The 18068-nt window shown below is 47.7% G+C and carries 15 protein-coding genes and 1 pseudogene; 6 read left to right on the top strand and 10 right to left on the bottom strand.

The window, feature by feature from the left end; all coding sequences use genetic code 11:
- Positions 1-7 precede the first annotated feature (7 nt).
- Positions 8-580, bottom strand: coding sequence for an elongation factor P (gene efp, locus OEZ43_16720; GenBank protein MDH5547232.1), 573 nt, complete (start codon positions 578-580; stop codon positions 8-10).
- Positions 581-629: 49 nt separating this feature from the next.
- Here efp and epmB point away from each other — a divergent pair, with 49 nt between their 5' ends.
- The 3 genes from epmB to OEZ43_16705 all read left to right on the top strand — a co-directional run bounded on the left by epmB (position 630) and on the right by OEZ43_16705 (position 5668).
- Positions 630-1646 (top strand): EF-P beta-lysylation protein EpmB, encoded by a 1017-nt coding sequence (gene epmB, locus OEZ43_16715; GenBank protein MDH5547231.1) that lies wholly within the window; start codon positions 630-632, stop codon positions 1644-1646.
- Positions 1647-1783: 137 nt separating this feature from the next.
- Positions 1784-3580: a hypothetical protein gene (locus tag OEZ43_16710; protein MDH5547230.1), complete on the top strand. Its 1797-nt coding sequence runs from the start codon at positions 1784-1786 to the stop codon at positions 3578-3580.
- 24 nt (positions 3581-3604) lie between these two features.
- The gene (locus OEZ43_16705) at positions 3605-5668 is read left to right on the top strand and encodes an EAL domain-containing protein (GenBank protein MDH5547229.1); all 2064 of its coding nucleotides are present in this window, start codon (positions 3605-3607) and stop codon (positions 5666-5668) included.
- 56 nt (positions 5669-5724) lie between these two features.
- Here OEZ43_16705 and htpX read toward each other — a convergent pair whose 3' ends face one another.
- On the bottom strand, positions 5725-6612 hold the full coding sequence (gene htpX, locus OEZ43_16700; protein ID MDH5547228.1) for a protease HtpX: 888 nt from the start codon (positions 6610-6612) through the stop codon (positions 5725-5727).
- 418 nt (positions 6613-7030) lie between these two features.
- Here htpX and OEZ43_16695 point away from each other — a divergent pair, with 418 nt between their 5' ends.
- Entirely contained in the window at positions 7031-8908 is a 1878-nt protein-coding gene (locus OEZ43_16695) for a bifunctional diguanylate cyclase/phosphodiesterase (protein ID MDH5547227.1), read from the top strand.
- Positions 8909-8961: 53 nt separating this feature from the next.
- Here the strand turns inward: OEZ43_16695 and OEZ43_16690 are convergent, their stop codons facing one another.
- Together OEZ43_16690 and msrP are read right to left on the bottom strand one after the other, a co-directional pair.
- Complete coding sequence (locus tag OEZ43_16690; protein MDH5547226.1) at positions 8962-9570, bottom strand: sulfoxide reductase heme-binding subunit YedZ; 609 nt, start codon at positions 9568-9570, stop codon at positions 8962-8964.
- Between the two features lie 9 nt (positions 9571-9579).
- Positions 9580-10545 carry a protein-methionine-sulfoxide reductase catalytic subunit MsrP gene (msrP, locus tag OEZ43_16685; GenBank protein ID MDH5547225.1) on the bottom strand — a complete coding sequence of 322 codons (966 nt, stop codon included), beginning with the start codon at positions 10543-10545 and terminating at the stop codon, positions 9580-9582.
- A gap of 161 nt (positions 10546-10706) precedes the next feature.
- Here msrP and OEZ43_16680 point away from each other — a divergent pair, with 161 nt between their 5' ends.
- Positions 10707-12593, top strand: coding sequence for a HAMP domain-containing histidine kinase (locus tag OEZ43_16680; GenBank protein MDH5547224.1), 1887 nt, complete (start codon positions 10707-10709; stop codon positions 12591-12593).
- On the opposite strand, the gene OEZ43_16675 is transcribed toward OEZ43_16680, so the two are convergent.
- The 3 genes from OEZ43_16675 to OEZ43_16665 are packed head-to-tail and all read right to left on the bottom strand — an operon-like array spanning position 12594 to position 15793.
- On the bottom strand, positions 12594-14252 hold the full coding sequence (locus OEZ43_16675) for a methyl-accepting chemotaxis protein (GenBank protein MDH5547223.1): 1659 nt from the start codon (positions 14250-14252) through the stop codon (positions 12594-12596).
- Between the two features lie 58 nt (positions 14253-14310).
- On the bottom strand, positions 14311-14739 hold the full coding sequence (locus tag OEZ43_16670; GenBank protein MDH5547222.1) for a phosphate ABC transporter substrate-binding protein: 429 nt from the start codon (positions 14737-14739) through the stop codon (positions 14311-14313).
- A gap of 10 nt (positions 14740-14749) precedes the next feature.
- Positions 14750-15793: a hypothetical protein gene (locus tag OEZ43_16665; protein ID MDH5547221.1), complete on the bottom strand. Its 1044-nt coding sequence runs from the start codon at positions 15791-15793 to the stop codon at positions 14750-14752.
- A 386-nt stretch (positions 15794-16179) separates the two neighbouring features.
- Between OEZ43_16665 and OEZ43_16660 the strand changes: the two genes are divergently transcribed.
- On the top strand, positions 16180-16350 hold the full coding sequence (locus tag OEZ43_16660) for a hypothetical protein (protein MDH5547220.1): 171 nt from the start codon (positions 16180-16182) through the stop codon (positions 16348-16350).
- Positions 16351-16436: 86 nt separating this feature from the next.
- On the opposite strand, the pseudogene OEZ43_16655 reads toward OEZ43_16660, so the two are convergent.
- From OEZ43_16655 to ttcA, 3 genes and pseudogenes are all read right to left on the bottom strand, one after another.
- A pseudogene (locus OEZ43_16655) lies at positions 16437-16631 on the bottom strand (pentapeptide repeat-containing protein).
- Positions 16632-16757: 126 nt separating this feature from the next.
- On the bottom strand, positions 16758-17006 hold the full coding sequence (locus tag OEZ43_16650) for a hypothetical protein (GenBank protein MDH5547219.1): 249 nt from the start codon (positions 17004-17006) through the stop codon (positions 16758-16760).
- 83 nt (positions 17007-17089) lie between these two features.
- Complete coding sequence (gene ttcA, locus OEZ43_16645) at positions 17090-18004, bottom strand: tRNA 2-thiocytidine(32) synthetase TtcA (GenBank protein ID MDH5547218.1); 915 nt, start codon at positions 18002-18004, stop codon at positions 17090-17092.
- Positions 18005-18068: the final 64 nt, after the last annotated feature.

Below are 18068 nucleotides of genomic sequence, written 5' to 3'. Positions count from 1 at the left end.
ATCAGAACTACTCTTCTTTGGCGCGACCCTGATATTCGCCGCTACGAGTATCCACCTTGATGATCTCTCCGGTTTCAATGAAGAGTGGCACGCGTACCACAGCACCGGTTTCCAGGGTTGCGGGCTTACCACCACCGCTAGCCGTATCACCACGTACACCGGGATCTGTTTCTGTAATTTGTAAGGTCACAAAATTCGGCGGCGTCACCACAATCGGCGTGCCGTTCCACAACGTGACCACACAGGTATCCTGCTCTTTGAGCCACTTCGCTGCGTCACCAACGGAATTCGCGTCGGCCGCCACCTGCTCGAAGGTTTCTTTATGCATGAAATGCCAGAACTCACCATCGTTGTAGAGATACTGCATATCGGTATCCATGACGTCGGCCGCTTCAACTGATTCGCCACTCTTATACGTCTTATCGACGACACGACCTGTCTTGAGGTTACGAATCCTCACGCGACTAAAGGCTTGACCTTTGCCTGGCTTCACAAACTCATTTTCGACGATGACGCAAGGATCACCATCGATTAATAACTTTAGACCGGACTTGAATTCACTTGTACTATATGTCGCCATATCAACCTCTTCTGGGGCGTTTACACTCACTCGGGTAAAAAATCGCGTTATGATACCTCGAATTGTGCCATCGTGGCACGCCTCTGATTGGCAGAATATTCTCGCAAATGCTGTTAATACGCCAGAAGCGCTCTTCCAGCGCCTTGAACTTCCGGCGTATTTGCTACCGGCAGCACACAAAGCCCATGCACTATTTCCACTTCGGGTTCCTGAACCCTATCTGCAGCGCATACACCCACGAGATGCCAACGACCCATTATTGAGACAGATACTGCCGCTTGGCGATGAACTCATCGAAGCCAAGGACTTTAGCGCCGACCCCGTTGGTGATGTTGCTGCAAATCGACAACACGGTCTGCTTCACAAGTACAAGGGCAGAGTATTACTACTTCTTACGCCAGCTTGTGCTGTCCATTGCCGTTATTGCTTCCGCCGGTCTTTCGATTATCGCGATAACAACCCGCTAGGAAGTCAATGGCAAAACACGCTTTCTTACCTGCGCCAGGATGAGAGCATCTTCGAGGTAATCCTCAGCGGTGGCGATCCGCTCAGCCTCACTGACGGCAAACTCGCTCCGCTACTGGAAGACCTGGCAAGTATTCCCCATCTACGCTATCTACGCGTGCATACCCGCTTACCAGTCGTTATTCCTTGCAGAATTACCGAGACATTGATTCGACTTTTGACGGGGACTCGCCTGAAACCAGTAGTGGTTCTACATATTAACCATCACCGAGAAATCGACACCAAGTTAAAAGAGGCTGCGGCGGCACTAACATCGGCGGGCATTCGTCTCTTAAACCAAAGCGTCCTGCTCAAAGGAGTAAATGACGATGCGGAATCGCTCGTACAGTTGAGTCACGCCCTGGCAGCGGCTGACATCGCACCCTACTATTTACATGCTTTAGACAAAGTACAGGGCGCAACCCATTTCATGGTGCCTGACAAGGCGGTTCAAACGATATATCAATCCATGCATGCGCAGCTTCCTGGCTACCTGTTACCGAGGCTGGTTCGCGAAATTCCTGGAGAAGTGGGGAAGAGTTTTATCTATTCAATAAGTTAAGTGTGTACTCCTTCTTTTCTGCAAATTTGAATTTTTTCCCCGTATCCGGTCCAAAAGCATAAAGAATTTCATCAACCTAGCCGAAAATATACCCAATAAACCGGAGCGCGCGCCCCGGCAGACAGGAAGGATTTACTGTGAACCCGACGAGCAATGCCCTAAAACTCTATATCCCCAACCAACAGCTGGAAAGCCTTGAGGCACCTTACGCAAACTCCAAAACCGCAGAAAAATGGATTGCAGACTTACCACTGGCCCATATTGGCGAGACTTCACGTCAGGTATATCGCGCGCTAACCGAACTGAATCGCTATAACATGCCGGTCAACCAGCGCTTCAAAATTCTGGAGATGTTCCACAAACCGGTGGAATACCTCAACCGCTCACTAACAAAACATTATCTGGGGCAACCTTTCCCACTCTCGCAAAAACACTACCGTATATCAGAGTTGCTCCGAGAGCTGTATTGGGAAATGGCCATCGGCTACAAAATTATTCTTAACGCCAATCTTTCGGGTTTTGCGCAAAGTCTGGACAACAAGATTTTTATCGCCTCTATTACGCGTGCAGTCGAATTTCTTAGTCACATACTTTTCAAATGCTACGAAGTTTATAATGAACCCAACAAAAATATCTGGCTTGAATTGCATCATCTTTATTTATTCGCTGAGCACAATAAAATAGAAAATACGAAAATCAGACAGGGAGGAGACGGCAAATCGTCTTTCAGCATTGAACAGTTGTACAAAAGAATTCTTTTATTGACGGTTGCCAATCCATATCGATTGCCACAAAAAGAAATTCAACGCGTGTACGACGCGCTTACAGAGTGGGTTGACGATGTCAGCCTGTTGCCCGTCAACGCCATTAGCAATCCGAGTGGCTTGTTCGTTGTTGACCTGGACGTTGATAAACCACCAGTCTATTTGCACCACAACAAGGACGAAGCGAATAACGGCCAGCTTCGTATCATCGACACCAGTGCCTTAGCGCGCAGAATTCGTGATCTTACAAGCGATCTGGAAGGTGATTCCGCTACCGTAGCGGATTTGCTCCCGGAAACGACAAAGCGACTCGTGCTCGCCTGGGGTGCAGTACCCAAACGCAATTTCACCCGCACCGGCAAGAATCTACCGGTAAATGTGACGCTGGGCTTGAGCGCGACTCACTACTTCATCGACAAAACCCAGGTGGAAAGAGAAACCGTTTCGTATAACACGCGTGCGCAATTTGAAGAAAGCAAGCTGGTAGGCCAGAACACCGTCGACAACACCAGCATGCCCGATGTATGGGACATCGCCGACAATCCCAGTTTGCAAGTCCCTGATCAATTCGATGTGCCAACTTTTTTCGATACCGCATATAAGACCGAGGTTCAGGAATTTGAAGATCCGGAACAAGACCTATATGAGTCTCATCGCTGCATGCTGGTAAACGAGAGCGCGGGCGGCTATTGCATACGCTGGCGACAAAATATGCCTTTAAAGACGATGGTTGGTTCCTTGATTGGGATGCGACAACTGGATAACGAGGATAAAATCTGGAATATCGGCGTCATACGCTGGATTAGAAATCGTAACGACGATATTTTTCTGGGCGTCGAGATACTAGCGCCAAAGGCCGAGGCCATCGCTGCGAGAAATATTTCAGCCAAGGCGAAAGTGACGAACTATACCCGAAGCCTGATGTTGCCCGAGGCTCGCGTGGTTAATCAGCCACGCACACTGATTACACCATCGCTTTACCATGTGGGAGACAAACTCAAACTCGACATCCATGGCCAGAAAGTCAAGGTTTTACTGACAAAGCTCCTGGAATCGACCAGCACGTTTTCCCAATTTCAATTCAATATTCTGGAAACCGCAGAAAAGTCTTCGGTGACTGACAAGAACGATCGCATCAAGAACTTTGACCAGATATGGTCGTCGATTTGATGATGCTACTGTGATACGTGCGGAATGAACCCACAACACATAGATATTCTTGTTATCGATGATTCCGCGACCGATGCTGAAACTTATGCAGACCTGCTGAGAAAACATGGTTACGATGTCAGCGTAAAAGGGGTTTACTCGGATGCCCCGCTACAACTGCCTACTCGTAACTCAAGCTTTGATCTCCTACTCTATACTCCCGAACATTCCAAAAAGACTTTCCAGCAGGTTCTGGCCTTTCGCGAACAAGAGTTACCCTATACGCCACTTATTGTTATACAAAAAACCTATCACCGAGACCAGGCACTGAATTATGTCCAGGACGGCGCAGATGAAGTTTTCTCCTCAGATGAACTGGGTTCTTTGGCCGAACACCTGAATATTCTGGCGAGCCGTTCACATCTGGTAAAAGAGGCGCTATTTAATCGCGAGATGGCCAGACAAACAGAGATCAATCTGCGCATTCTTGCTGACGCCATTGATCAAGCTGTAGCGGTACTCCACCAGGGAAATATTGTATACGCAAACCAGCAATTTCATCGATTACTGGACCATCCGGAACTGACTAGCCTGCCCATACTCGACCTGGTTCCTGCAGAATCATTGAAGACCATGAAGTCGGCAATCACAAAAATCGAGAAGGATAGTAATCAAACAACGCAACATATCGATACCTGTCTACAGCACAGTGACGGTAACATCATAACGGTACGACTTTCCCTAAGACCTATACGCTTCGAGGAAGAGGCCTCAGTACTCCTGCTAGTAGAATCAGACACTTCACGCGCCGATCATCGGCCAAAGTCATCATCAGCTGAATCAGCGGCTGAAACAGACAATATTGAGTTTTTCCTGGAAGAAACACAGCGCGCTATTTCCCTCGCAAAACAGAAAACTGAGGAAAACTGCCTTTGCTTTATCGAAATCGATGATTTTCAGGCATCCAAAGAATCGCTTGGGATAAAGTCAAGTAATCACCTGCAACTTCAATGCGCGCATATTCTATCGAAAAATTTGCCAGCGCCTCACCGAATAACGTATCTGGGGTCTAGCGTTTTTCTAATTCTTTTACGCCAGACCGACAGTGAGTTCGCAGAACAACTTGCGGAAAAGCTCTGCGCTGCGATTGCCAAGAAACCCTTTAATACGGAACGCGGGAAGATCTCGCTAACGTGTAGCATGGGGGTTGTTGCAATAACCGAGCACATAGACAATATCGACCAGCTCATTTCATATGCTCAAACTGCATGCCAGGTAGCCTATCGCAACGGAGGCAACGGTGTACATGTTTTCGACCACTATCATGATTATGACACCAGCCAAAATAGCGATATCGAATGGAAACATCGTATAGAAACCGCTATCAATCAAAACGAATTTCGTCTTTTTTTCCAGCCGATTAAGGCCTTGAAGAACCGTTTTCATTTTGATCGCTATGACGTGTTTATTCGACTCATCGAAAATGATGAAGAGGTACAAACAACACAGTTTCTGCATGCCGCGCGTCAATGTGGTATTGAGCACCAAATCGACAAGTGGGTCATCATTAATGCTTTTCAGACCTTACAGTCACACAAAGACAGCGAACACCCTATACAGTTGTTTGTAAAGATTTCGCTTGCTTCGATACTCGACAGCACGTTTCCCGTGTGGCTACAGTCTATACAAGAGACATTCGACATTGGTAAGCACCAGGTTGCACTCGAATTTGACGCGGACACCTGTAAACAGTATCTGCCACGATTGAGAAATTTATTACCCGAGATGAAAAAGCTGGGGTTTGAAACGTGTATCGAGCACTATGGAAAATCCGTCGATCACTTAACATTGCTGGATAGTTTAAGCTTTGATTACGTCAAGATTGATGGTTCGCTCATCACCAATATTTTGCACGATCGTCGCAATCAACAGACCATCAAAAAGATCATCATCCAATGCGACAGCGCCAAAGCCACGGTCATAGCTGTTTCGGTTCAAGACGCCAGTAGCGTGTCTTTTCTGTGGCAGGCAGGCATTGGACATATTCAGGGCTTTTATATACAACAACCTCAAGCCACTCTTTCCTACGATTTCAAAAGCGCCATATAAAACTGTCGAAAAAAAAGGCGCCACAACGAGGGCGCCTTTCTGTGCTTGAGCACGTCTTAGCTCGCGGCTTTCAGCGCGCGTATTCTCTCTTCCAGAGGAGGATGAGACATAAACAATGCCTTTAGACCCTGACCTACGGTAGACGAAATACCAAACGCGACTAATTGATCTGGCAGAGCATTATTTGGTTGCATCTGTCTTTGCAGCGCCTCCAAAGCGGAAATCATTTTTTTCCGTGAGGCTAGACTTGCGCCACCGGCATCGGCACGAAATTCACGCTTACGGCTAAACCACATCACGATAATACTGGCCAGGACACCAAGCACCAGCTCAGCGATGAAGGCTGTGACGAAAAAGCCTATTCCATGCCCACGCTCGTTCTTCAGGATAACTCGGTCCACCAGATGCCCAATTACTCGTGACAGGAATATGACAAAGGTATTGACCACGCCCTGGATCAAGGCCAGGGTAATCATGTCGCCGTTGGCCACATGGCTGACTTCGTGGGCCAGCACGGCCTCCACTTCGTCCTGCCCCATATTGCGTAGCAAGCCCGTACTCACCGCAACCAGAGCCTTGTTTTTACTCGCCCCAGTTGCAAAGGCGTTCATTTCCGGTGCGTCATAAATCGCCACTTCCGGCATGCCAATTCCAGCGGCCTGCGCCTGGCGACGCACCGTCTCGACTAACCATTGTTCGGTGGCGTTGCGTGGCTGCTCAATGACAACCGCACCCGTCATGCGCTTGGCACTCCACTTGGACATCGCCAGTGACAGAAAAGAGCCGCCAAACCCAAATACGGCAGCAAACAATAGGGTTTGATTGAGATTCAGATCGACACCTTGCGCATCAAGCATTCCTTCGAAGCCCAATAGGCGCAAAGTGATGGACAAAACGAGAATGATGGCCAGATTGGTCACCAAAAACAGGAAGATACGTTTCATTTCTACTCCGTTACCGCTAGAAGCCTATAAAATCAAGGCGTTAAATACCAAAAAAACCTTCTGAGACCAAGTAAAAAATTATGTTCGGTGCTGCATACAGGTGGGGACCGATATGCGCATTTTCAATCCCCAACCTACGTCACAAACATGAAAAGTTACGCAAAAAACGGCAAGTTAGCACGCTAAAGATAGTACCCAACTGTCCGTTATCCTAAAGTACAGAGCGGATCCCTCCTCCCTCCCTCAATCCGTTCTGCTTACTTGGGCCGGAGCATTTTTTGCTTCGGCCTTTTTACTTTTTAATTTCCCCGAATAATTTCCTTATTTGTGCTAAGCATTTGGCAAAAATATCCGATATAAGAGGGGAATTCATGAATCTAGGCAATGGATCGCTGACAGCTTGGGGAGCTATACCAACATGATGCATTCCGATGTCTTTTATTCGGATCGACAAGCCAGAATAACAATACTTTTCACATGGCTTATAAGCGTTCTCATAACACTTGCCTTCCCCATTGGCTATTTCCTGATTGAATACCTCAATGCCAGCTCCAGGCTGGAAAGCAACACCGTCGCCAGCATAGAGGCGATCCGGCACCTGGATCAAAAGCTATTGGATAAGCAACACATCATCGAGGCAGGCGATATCCAGCATAAAGTTGGTGCATATACATTGGCCGACGGGACGGGAAATATTATCGCCACCAGCCTGGAATACACTCTGCCATCACCCACGATTGAGTATTCCACAACGTTTGATCTTCCTGGCAACCAGTCCTTTTCCTATACCACGTATGACAGCTTACGTCCGACACTGCTGAATACTGCCGCGGTCTCGCTAATCGGTCTCACACTCGGTATGCTGAGTTACCTTTTCGTGGTCAAGGTACCGCTAAAATCCATGCGTGAAGCCTACGAGGCCCTGGCACTGGAGCGTGAGGAAAAGGAACGGGCATTGCGCCGGGTGGAATACAGCGGCCAGGCGCTACGCCATCTTACCTCTCATGATTTGTTGACGGATTTACCGAACCGAACTTACCTGGAAAGCGCTATTAGAGAATTCGTGAATGACTCTACTCGTTCACAACATTTCTGTGCGTTACTAATGCTGGATCTGAATCGCTTTAAAGACATAAACGATAGCCTGGGACACCAGACAGGCGATTTAGTCATACGAGAAGTTTCTCGACGCCTGAGACGTATCGCCCCATCACCCTGCACTGTTGCACGTTTGGATGGCGATGAATTCGCACTCTTTAATCCCATCGTCAAGAACAGGGAAGACGCTATGCTATTCGTCAATGCCATACTGGAGGCACTGGACGAACCGCTTGCGTTAAAAGGCTATAGCCTCGATACCAGTGCGACAGTAGGAATCGCCTTTTACCCAGACAACGGGAATACGGCGGACGCGCTAGTTCAAAATGCGGACATTGCCATGCACTTGGCCAAGCGCAAGCGTAAGGACGTTGAAGTGTTTCAACAATCTGAGCAAAACCCGCAACTCGACCATCTCTCATTACGAGGCGAACTCAAGCTGGCGATCGAAGCTGGCATGCTCGATGTTCACTATCAGCCCAAAATCGATATGCAGACAGGAAATATCAACGGCGTGGAGGCGCTGGCGCGCTGGACACATCCACAACGCGGTTTTGTTTCTCCTGCGTTGTTTATTCCCATCGCGGAGCAGACGGGACTAATCCATCCTCTCACGGGTTTGATTTTTAATATCTCACTTAATCAGGCAGCCCACTGGCATAGCCGAAAAACGAATATCGGTGTGGCGATGAATCTCAGCGTTCGCAGTTTGCATGATCCGCATCTGCCTGAACGCATCAGTGTGTTGCTCGAAACCTGGGCGATTTCTCCCGAGATGATTACCCTGGAAATTACCGAAAGCGCCATCATGGCCGACCCGAACAAGGCCCTGGACGTACTAACGGAACTGGCAGACATGGGTATCAAGGTTTCCATCGACGACTATGGCACTGGTTATTCGTCATTATGGTATCTGAAACGCCTACCGGTAAAAGAGATCAAGATCGACCGCACCTTTGTCGGCGATATGATGAAAAACGAAAACGACAAGGTCATCGTCCGCGCAACCATAGACATGGCCCACGATCTGGGATTAAAAGTTACCGCCGAGGGCGTAGAAGATGAAGCCACCTGGAACAAGCTGCGCGAGTTCGGTTGCGACAACGCACAGGGGTTTTATATGGGCAAACCACAGCCAGCCTCTATACTGGAAACATGGTTGAAAGAATCACCCTGGGGTTATAAAAAACTGGCCTAGAAAAACGAATACCGCCTCTCTTAGTGAGTCGTCGAACTCGCTTTCCATTCAATTCAGACCTTTCTGGCAGACAATAATCTTTCTGTGACCGGTAACCGCAGTACCAGCAATAAGGAAAGCAAGATGCCATACACCAAAGGATCCAAGAAGTCCGCTTTCACCAGCCAAATAAAGTGCAATATTGCCAGGATCGCAATGATATATACCAGCCGATGCAGCCGCTTCCACTGAGCACCTAAACGTCGCATCCAGCCATTGGTGGAAGTTATCGCCAGCGGAGCCATCAAAATAAAAGACAAAAAACCAAACGTGATATAAGGCCGTTTGATGATGTCTTTTATAATGGCACCCCACACGAATTCATGGTCCAGCACCAGCCAGATTGAAAAATGGATTAGCGCATAAAAAAAGGCGAACAAGGCTAGCATGCGTCGAAAACGTACTAACGCATGGCGCCCGGTAAATTTGCGTAGTGGCGTAATTGCCAAGGTTAACAATAGAAAATACAAGGCCCAGTCACCAGTAGTATGCGACAGGGTTTCAACCGGGTTGGCGCCAAGCTTTTGCATGAAAAAGGCATAAACTAATTGTGCCGCCGGTAGCAAAGACAGGAAAAAAATAGTGAGTTTCAAAACAAATAAGCGTTTGGGGGACCAGACCATAGCGTCACATTAGAAAAAACGCTTGAGATCCATCCCAGAGTAGAGTGATGCCACTTCCTCGGCATATCCGTTAAACATCAAGGTATCGCGCTTGAAAAAATCACCCAGTCTACGCTCACGCGCCTGACTCCACCTGGGATGATCAACAGCCGGATTGACATTGGCATAAAAACCATACTCCATAGCATTTATCCGCTGCCAGGTGTTGAGTGGCGGTTTCTCGGTAAAGCTGATACGTACGATGGACTTAATACTTTTGAATCCGTATTTCCAGGGCAGCATGAGGCGCAACGGCGCGCCGTTTTGCGCGGGCAAAACCTCACCATATAAACCCACTACCATCAGACTTAGTGGATGCATGGCCTCATCCATGCGCAGCCCTTCTACATAGGGCCAGTCAAGTATATCGCGACGCTGCCCCGGCATCTGCGCAGGATCATATAGGGTAGTAAACTCCACATATTTCGCGCGTGACGTGGGCTGGAAATATTTCAGCATCGACGCTAGCGAAAATCCTACCCAGGGAACCACCATAGACCAGGCCTCGACACAGCGAAAACGATAGAGTCGTTCTTCTAATGGAAACCTTTTCAACAATTCTTCGAAATTGAATTTACCCTTCTTCTCGGCATGTCCATCAACCGTAACTTTCCACGGTGAACTCTGAAATTCAGTGGCATTGTTTGCAGGGTCTTTTTTGTCGGTACCAAATTCATAGAAATTGTTATAACTCGTTACGTGCTCGTAACTCGTGGGACTCTCACCTGGGTCGTATTGGCTCTTGTTAACCCCCGACAAACGCCGATTGTTGGCTTGCGCATGAGCAGTAGCCGGCAACAACAAGCCCGGCGCGGCGATCACACCACCCAGGGCGGCCGCTCCGGTTTGAATAAACCGCCTTCTATCCAGATAGAGCGACTTGTCGGTCACTTCAAATTCGCGACAATCAGACGGCCGCCGTGTTTTTAACAGCATATATTGGTTTCCCTAATGTAAATCTTGCACCCGCCCAAGCAAACCAGACAACGCATAAACCCTATAAAAACACCTGATTCTCACGCCGCCATCACGCGCGGAAAGATAAATCAAATTTAGCTAAATTTTCAGGTCGTTGCGACCGATTATGTGATATTGAAATGGTTTCTCAAAGGACAATAGCGCCTCTCTCAACCATGAATCTATCGTCTGAACACAAAACCTCGCAAGCCATAAACTTCTCGCTTATCGCGCTGCTGCTTTTATTCATCGGCAGTATTGGCGGGTTATATACATACGAAACCGAGGTCATTGAAGAGGCCTTGATCAAGGAACAACAGGCGGAAGCATCCCTCACCAGAGAACACCTCGAAAACGTAAATGCCACGCTTTACCAGGGATTGCGCACTATAGCCCGTTTACCTTCTACGCGCGCGCTTGAGCAGACAGGACACAAATACGATTCGTTGTCCCAGCAAACAATACAGGAAATCTATAACAATTTGTATGCCGGTGTCCGCTTGTCGGAAGTGTACATCGTGTCCCTAGGATTCGATCCGGAATATGAAGACAAAAACCGAGATGCGCCGGGAAGCAATATCATTACCTTCGACGAGTTTATTGTCGGAAAAACGCTTTCGCACAAAAATTCTCCCCAGAGTGCATCAGTAGAAGAAATCGAAATCGAAGAATATCGTGTGATGCGCCAGCAAATGGACTGGTTCAAGAAAAACACCCCAGTCGACTCCAATATCAAAGCCCTGGACTATCCCCTGTTAATCAGCACAGAGGTCATTACCTGCGACAACTCCCTGCTTACACCTCATCGCCCTAATGATCATGACCGTAGCGGCCTGGTGTTTTCAGTTCCATACTTTGGGCAAGATGGAAAACTAAGTGGAATGGTAAGTGGAGTACTGCTCATTCGCATTCTTGAAAATCATATCAACAAAGGCAATTACATACTGACCAACGACAAGGAAGAGTTAAAAATCTCCTCCGCCGCCTACGCCAATTACAAACTTTCAAAGAAGCCACAAAAAATTGTTAGTACGGGAAGTTTACCGGTAGATCTGAACGACAATTGGAACAATTGGAAACTGCAATTTTTTATTCTGGATGCGGATATATCCAGCTACGCCCATTTACAGACTGAAAAAACGCTCTGGCAAATCAATGCCGCCATTAGCATTCTGGCAGGTTCAATTGCACTGCTGATGTTTTGGCTGCTAAAACGACAACGTGCCAAAACATTGGTAAAAAACAAATCACTGGAAGAAAGCGTGTATAAGCGAACCCGTGAACTCAACGACGCCAATATCGAGCTACGTCGGATGAACCAGGTCAAGAATGATTTCATTTCCCGTATCAGCCAGGAACTGCGTACACCTATCAATGCCATCATCGGTTATAGCGATCTGGTACGCGAAGGGCTCAAAAGCAACAATATCCCCAAGTACGAAACTGACGTCCAACGCATAAATGATGTCAGCGCGCACCTGTTAACCTTAATTGACGAAATCCGCGAAATAACCAAAATGGAGTCTGAGAGCTCTGAGTTGATTATTGATCGTATCGAGATACGCGACATAGTTACCACGGTATTTGACAAACTTCAAAGGGATGCCGAAGAAAAAAACACACAATTGATTTTTGAAACTGAAAACGACAAGAACATCATCGAAACCGATTGGCAGCGCACCGAACATATTTTATTTAACTTGGTAGAAAATGCCGTAAAGTTTACCGAAAACGGCTCAGTCACGATCAAGGTTCATACCGACCAGAATAATGTCGTATTCGATATTATTGATACTGGAATCGGTATGGATGAGGAGAAATCCAAAAATATTTTCAAAGAGTTTTATCAAATCAACCCTGATCACAAACATTCCTTTATTGGCACTGGACTTGGCCTGCCAATTTGCAGAGGTTTGACGACACTGCTCGGTGGTTCAATAAGTTTTACCAGTTCCCCTGGCAAGGGAACGCATTTTATTTTGAAGCTACCTCGAACATTCAACCACGCCGCACCCATTTATAGATAATCAAAGCTTGTATTTTCCGACAATACTTTGTAGCTCGGCGGACACTTCAGCCAGTTGTCCACTGGCTTGCGCAGCACGGCGAGCATTCTTCAGCGTGTTGTCTGCCAGTTCGCTTATTGATGATGTCTTGGCATCTATTTCCTGAGCCACGGCACTCTGCTCTTCCGTAGCACTGGCAATATTTGAATTCATTTCATTCATCACTGATATGGAGTGGCTTATCGTCGTAAGCGCGTCTCGCGCCTGATGCGCTTGCGAAACACCCGCTTCCGATAATTCACTTCCGTGCGTCATTGCTTTTACCGCATCGGCTGCGCCTTTCTGCAGCTTTTCTATCATAGTCTGTATCTCAAGCGTTGACTCCTGAGTACGGCTGGCCAAAGTTCTGACCTCATCCGCGACCACCGCAAAGCCACGACCCTGTTCACCCGCTCTGGCGGCTTCAATCGCCGCATTCAATGCCAATAAATTTGTTTGTTCTGAAATTCCCTGAATTACATCTAGCACACTACCAATTTTTTCACTATCCTCGGCAAGCTCTCCAATAACACTCGATATTCGCCCAACCTCCTGGGACAAAACATCCATTGCCGCAGTATTATTTTCCACTACAGTTTTGCCAAGCTCGGTACTACGGTTGGCTTCATTAGAGGCCTGAGATGCGGAATCTGCATGACGAGCCACCTCACCAAATGTCGCCGCCATTTGCGTCATCGCTGTAGCAACCTGCGTAATCTCGCTCTGCTGTTTATTTACTGAAGCGTTTACCTCATCGGTCAATTCATGCATATCGGACGACATCTGACCCAGCCTCATGGTCGCGCCTTGCACTGATCGCATCATCCCCTGAAGTTTCTCGACAAAGCGATTGAAACTCGCTACTAACAACCCGATTTCATCGCGACTGAGTTGCGTCAAACGCGTGCTCAAATCGGCATCACCGGATGACATATCATCCAGAGAACGCACCAGCGCATTAATATTTTTTGTTAGTTTTCGGGATACAAACAAACCGGTGACCAGCATCACCACCACGACCATAAAACCTGTTACCAAGCCGTAGCTCAAAGCCTTGCTTGCTGCCACGTCTGCATCGTCCAGGTTACTGATAAATTCAGAATAGATAGTTTCTCTGAATCCGGCGAAAGAGTTTTTGGTAGACTCCTGACTGGACTGCATATCCGAAACACGCGTCGCCAGATCTTCGGGAGCAACATTCCCTTCGATCATGTCTACCGATAGCGAACGCGCCTTATTGAAAAAATCGTGTAGACCCTGATGTAAACCCTCGAAATATTCTTTATAGATGGGTTGAAAACCGATAATCTCATCGAAATTGTCGTGTATCGACTGATGTAATTCATCGGCCGATTCCAGCATTTCGGCTTCACCTGCGGTGACTGCAGTCCTGAAAATCTCCGACATTTTATCGAGATTCGCCAGATTTTGATCCGCGCGCATTAAGGTGGGAAATAGTTGGTTTTCGATCGATTGCAAACGCTTTCCATTCTCCAATGTCAGGCTGAAGTTAAACAGGAGAAACAACAGAAAGCCCATCGTACTAATAAAAACAATAGATAGAATTTTCCACTTGATCGACAAGTTTTGAAAGGAAAACCGGCTCATCGATACACCGGGCAAGCGTGATTTGACCAACATAATACACCCCACCAAGCCCCCCCGCTGGCAACGCCAGCGGGGATGCAAGTACTACACTTTATTTTATTGTCAATACCGTTTTGACATCACCTGAGATTGCTCGGCTGTCAACGTAGCCGATACCACCTGGATTTTTCTCTATCCACGCGACAACCTCTTCGGAGTTCCCGAGCTCCAGTGGCGGCGTTCCTTTACCAGAGAAAATACGCGTAGACCAATAAGATTTAAGCTGGATGGCGTTTTTACCGACTACCTGTGCGTAGAATTCTGTGCGGGGCTTACTGCCGTCTCGAAGATCGACCGGCACCGCCTTTACATCACCAAAACGCTTAAGCTTACCAAGAAAAATACGTGAAACTTCGCTCTTTGAAAGCGTGTCAACTTTACTACCCGCATGCACAATAACTGCAATCTCCGCCTGCGCGCTAGCAGTGCCGGCCACAAATAATGCCATGATCACAGCGTACTTTTTCAGTATCTTGTTCATAAGAGGCCTCCTAGAACACCACGTCTAGTGCAACAGTCGCTACACCGAAAGATTCTGCTTCTTCACCAGGCTCAGCATCTGGTGTGATTTGCGCCCAATCGACCTTAAAGGTTGAAACCGGACTCATCTGGTATTTCACACCAAGCGTCATTGACGAACGACCTTCTTCTGCATCCAGTTGCGCATAGGTGAAGTGAGGCATAAACGATCCTATTCGATATCCGACCGTTCCATACAAGCCTGTTGTGTTCTCATCCACTTCGTCAGCAACCGATGCTGTCGCATATTCACCCATCAGCAAAATATTCTGCCAGTTCATCATTGCGCCGGCAGACAACACGGTTACCGTATGACCATTCTTCATCGCAGGCGCACCGAGTTCACCTATCGTTCCCTCTGGCATGTGACGGTTATAGGCAGCGTGCACGTTCAACACATCGGTTCCGAATTTGAATTTAGCACCAAGCATTTTTGACAGCGTTCCACCGCTCACACCCGCCTCACCTTCCAGCCCGGCTTCACCACCGTACGCCTGTAAGGTGTATTCCATATCCCCGGCGAAACCTTCGTATACCATGCTGGCACCGACAAAGGACTCCAGCGACATATTAGGACGACCTTCTACATCGAAGCCATACAGCTCTTGTGGTGGACGCGCCCAGGGATAGGTAATACCCACATCAATATATTCGGAGACTATAAGGTTGGGATATTTGATCTTGCCACCGTTGACGCTGAGACCTTCTGCAACGCGTAAAGAAGCATAGGCCCAATCGAGCATCATTTCGAAAGTGCCACCCTCCGCGCCTGAAGCCCACAGCTGACCGGCAACCTGCAGATTGTCTGTGACATCACGGGAGACGTTCAGACCGAAATGCGTATCACCCGCATTTCCATTTCTATCTATACGTTCAAGATAAGGCGTTTCACCTGTGCTTATGGCACCTGCCGCTCTCAGAAAACCGCTGACCTTGGTGTCTGCGGCAAAACTATTGTTCATCGAGACGCTCAGCGCAGATAGCACCAAAGCTGATACGATCGTACGTTTCTTCATTTTTTGCTCCTAAGTAATAATTAGCAAACTCTAATCTGCTTATCGTTACCTCGAAAAATAACCGTAGTTTGTATCCGTTCAAAGCGCGAGCTATTCCGCGAAACTTTTTTACAAATTACAAAAAGCCTGCCTACTCATTAACTTTTGGTAATAAAGTTTGCGGGAAACTCGCATTGAATTGTTTCAAGACCGCTATGTGAATATGCATTCGTCTTGCCGTTACAGGCTACCGAACAAGTAATTACATGAATTAAAATGAGGTATAGCACGTTGAGAAAAGGGAAATCTTGCCGCTTGTCAGGTATGATGAACAGACACGAAACATTAACCATGATTTATTAGTGGATGTAATTCCACATTCAGATGACTGCAAAGGATAAACACAAATGAATGACATGCCACCATCAGCCCCACCACTTTGGGATGATGTAGGACAGTATATTGTGTGGGGGATCGGCGTAATTATGATTATTGCGCTGGTGTATTTTATGAAATTGATCTTCAGCTCTGCCGGTAGCGACGACGATGATGAAGATGAAAACAGTAGTCAAAAATAGTATTCAAATAGCACTTAGTGTATGGCCAGTTGTTTTTTTTCTTAGGCAACTGGCACGATCGGAATAATACTCGGCTTGCTATCCATGCGAGCCCCTTCGGTATTCGCCCCAGTCAAGTCTGCACCCTGTAGATTGGCGCCACGAAGATCCGCTCCACCAAGATTGGCCAAACGCAAATCCGCATCTTGAAGATTGGCGTCGCGTAGATCCGCGCCACCTAAATCCACATGCACGAGGTTTGCGTCTTTGAGTTCCACTTGACGTAAGTCTGCTCCACGCAGACGCGGCATATCCAGCTTCAATAACACCGTAAAGCCTTTTTTATCGTAAATCTCTATCATCTCTGCTCCGAAAAAAACGCCTCATGTCATCGACATGAGGCGCTCCATTATGTTTGCCAGATCTGGCTAAATAAACTTGTCCAAAGATTTCATTTTCACCCGGTTGGCCTTTGCTTCTTCCGTTATCTTGGCATCGGGTTTTTGCTTCGCCCAATCATCACCATATAGCTGCTTCAGCTTAGCAATTTTGGCTTTCGAGGCACATCCGCCTGTTACGCCGTGGTGAGGATCTGTTCCGTCCATTGCGAGTGAGCCAGCCCAGGCTCCGCCGCCTATCATCATTCCCAGTAAAATTGCGATCAATCTGTTTTTCATTCTACACCTCCCGAAAGGTTTGGTCGGTTAGGGGCTAATAACTGAGCCCTTATCTAGGAGAATAGACGCCTCAGTCGTCGATTTCAAGAAACCTGATAGGCCCTTGATTCCCCGGACAGTCTCAGAGGGACAATTACTTCGTAGTCAACCTTGCGCTCGGATTCCACACCATCAAGCGCATCCACACCCAAAGGACCGGCATCCACGTCGCTCTCGGCATCGAGGGGAATCATGCCCTTTTCCAGATCCTTGAAATTCCACAAATCCTGATCCATCAATTGGGATTTGCGCACATTACCCAGGGCATTTAGCATGTTGGCTGGGACTTTTGGATTTTCCGCGGCCAGATCCGCAATCATGCGTTTGATTTTTTTGCGGGTCAGGTTCTCCTGTGAACCACATAGATCACAAGGTATTATCGGAAAGGCCTGCTCGGTGGCATATTGAATGATGTCTTTTTCCTGGCAATAGGCCATGGGGCGTATGACGATATGGCGCTTGTCATTAGTGAGTAATTTAGGCGGCATCGAGCGGATCTCGCCGCTATAGAGCGTGGACATCAGCACGCTTTCGATCAAATCGTCGCGATGATGCCCCAGGGCAATCTTGTTAAAGCCATTTTCCCTGGCATAGCTATAAATCATGCCCCGACGCAGGCGTGAACACAGCGAGCAATAGGTCTTGCCCTCGGGGATCTTGTCTTTGACGATGGAATAGGTGTCCTTACGGATAATCTCGAAAGGCAGGCCGTGGCGTTCCATCCACTCGCGTAGCACGCTGTCGTCCCATCCGGGCTGAGCCTGGTCCAGAGTGAGCGCCTGTAACTCAAATTTGCGCCCACTACGTAGACGCAAATGGTGTAGCAATTTCAACATGGTATAGGAGTCTTTGCCGCCGGATACGCATACCAGCACCCGGTCCCCCTTCTGAATCATATTGTAATCGGCGATACAGCGCCCGGTGTAATGGAGTAGCTTTTTCTCGGCACGGCTGGGCATGGGGGGTAAACCTCTGGAACGACAAAAAAACGGCATTCTACACTACCGAAGGGGGATAAAAAAC

It is taken from the genome of Gammaproteobacteria bacterium (genome assembly GCA_029881255.1).
Taxonomy (GTDB): Bacteria; Pseudomonadota; Gammaproteobacteria; order S012-40; family S012-40; genus JAOUMY01.
This window is presented reverse-complemented; position numbering and strand designations above follow the sequence as displayed.

Coding starts and splice junctions, on each gene's coding strand:
- OEZ43_16665 (MDH5547221.1), bottom strand. CDS start 15,793: ATGAAGAAACGTACGATCGTATCAGCTTTGGTGCTATCTGCGCTGAGC.
- OEZ43_16670 (MDH5547222.1), bottom strand. CDS start 14,739: ATGAACAAGATACTGAAAAAGTACGCTGTGATCATGGCATTATTTGTG.
- OEZ43_16690 (MDH5547226.1), bottom strand. CDS start 9,570: ATGGTCTGGTCCCCCAAACGCTTATTTGTTTTGAAACTCACTATTTTT.
- epmB (MDH5547231.1), top strand. CDS start 630: ATGATACCTCGAATTGTGCCATCGTGGCACGCCTCTGATTGGCAGAAT.
- ttcA (MDH5547218.1), bottom strand. CDS start 18,004: ATGCCCAGCCGTGCCGAGAAAAAGCTACTCCATTACACCGGGCGCTGT.
- OEZ43_16675 (MDH5547223.1), bottom strand. CDS start 14,252: ATGTTGGTCAAATCACGCTTGCCCGGTGTATCGATGAGCCGGTTTTCC.
- msrP (MDH5547225.1), bottom strand. CDS start 10,545: ATGCTGTTAAAAACACGGCGGCCGTCTGATTGTCGCGAATTTGAAGTG.
- htpX (MDH5547228.1), bottom strand. CDS start 6,612: ATGAAACGTATCTTCCTGTTTTTGGTGACCAATCTGGCCATCATTCTC.
- OEZ43_16680 (MDH5547224.1), top strand. CDS start 10,707: ATGGTTTCTCAAAGGACAATAGCGCCTCTCTCAACCATGAATCTATCG.
- OEZ43_16650 (MDH5547219.1), bottom strand. CDS start 17,006: ATGAAAAACAGATTGATCGCAATTTTACTGGGAATGATGATAGGCGGC.
- OEZ43_16705 (MDH5547229.1), top strand. CDS start 3,605: ATGAACCCACAACACATAGATATTCTTGTTATCGATGATTCCGCGACC.
- efp (MDH5547232.1), bottom strand. CDS start 580: ATGGCGACATATAGTACAAGTGAATTCAAGTCCGGTCTAAAGTTATTA.
- OEZ43_16660 (MDH5547220.1), top strand. CDS start 16,180: ATGAATGACATGCCACCATCAGCCCCACCACTTTGGGATGATGTAGGA.
- OEZ43_16695 (MDH5547227.1), top strand. CDS start 7,031: ATGATGCATTCCGATGTCTTTTATTCGGATCGACAAGCCAGAATAACA.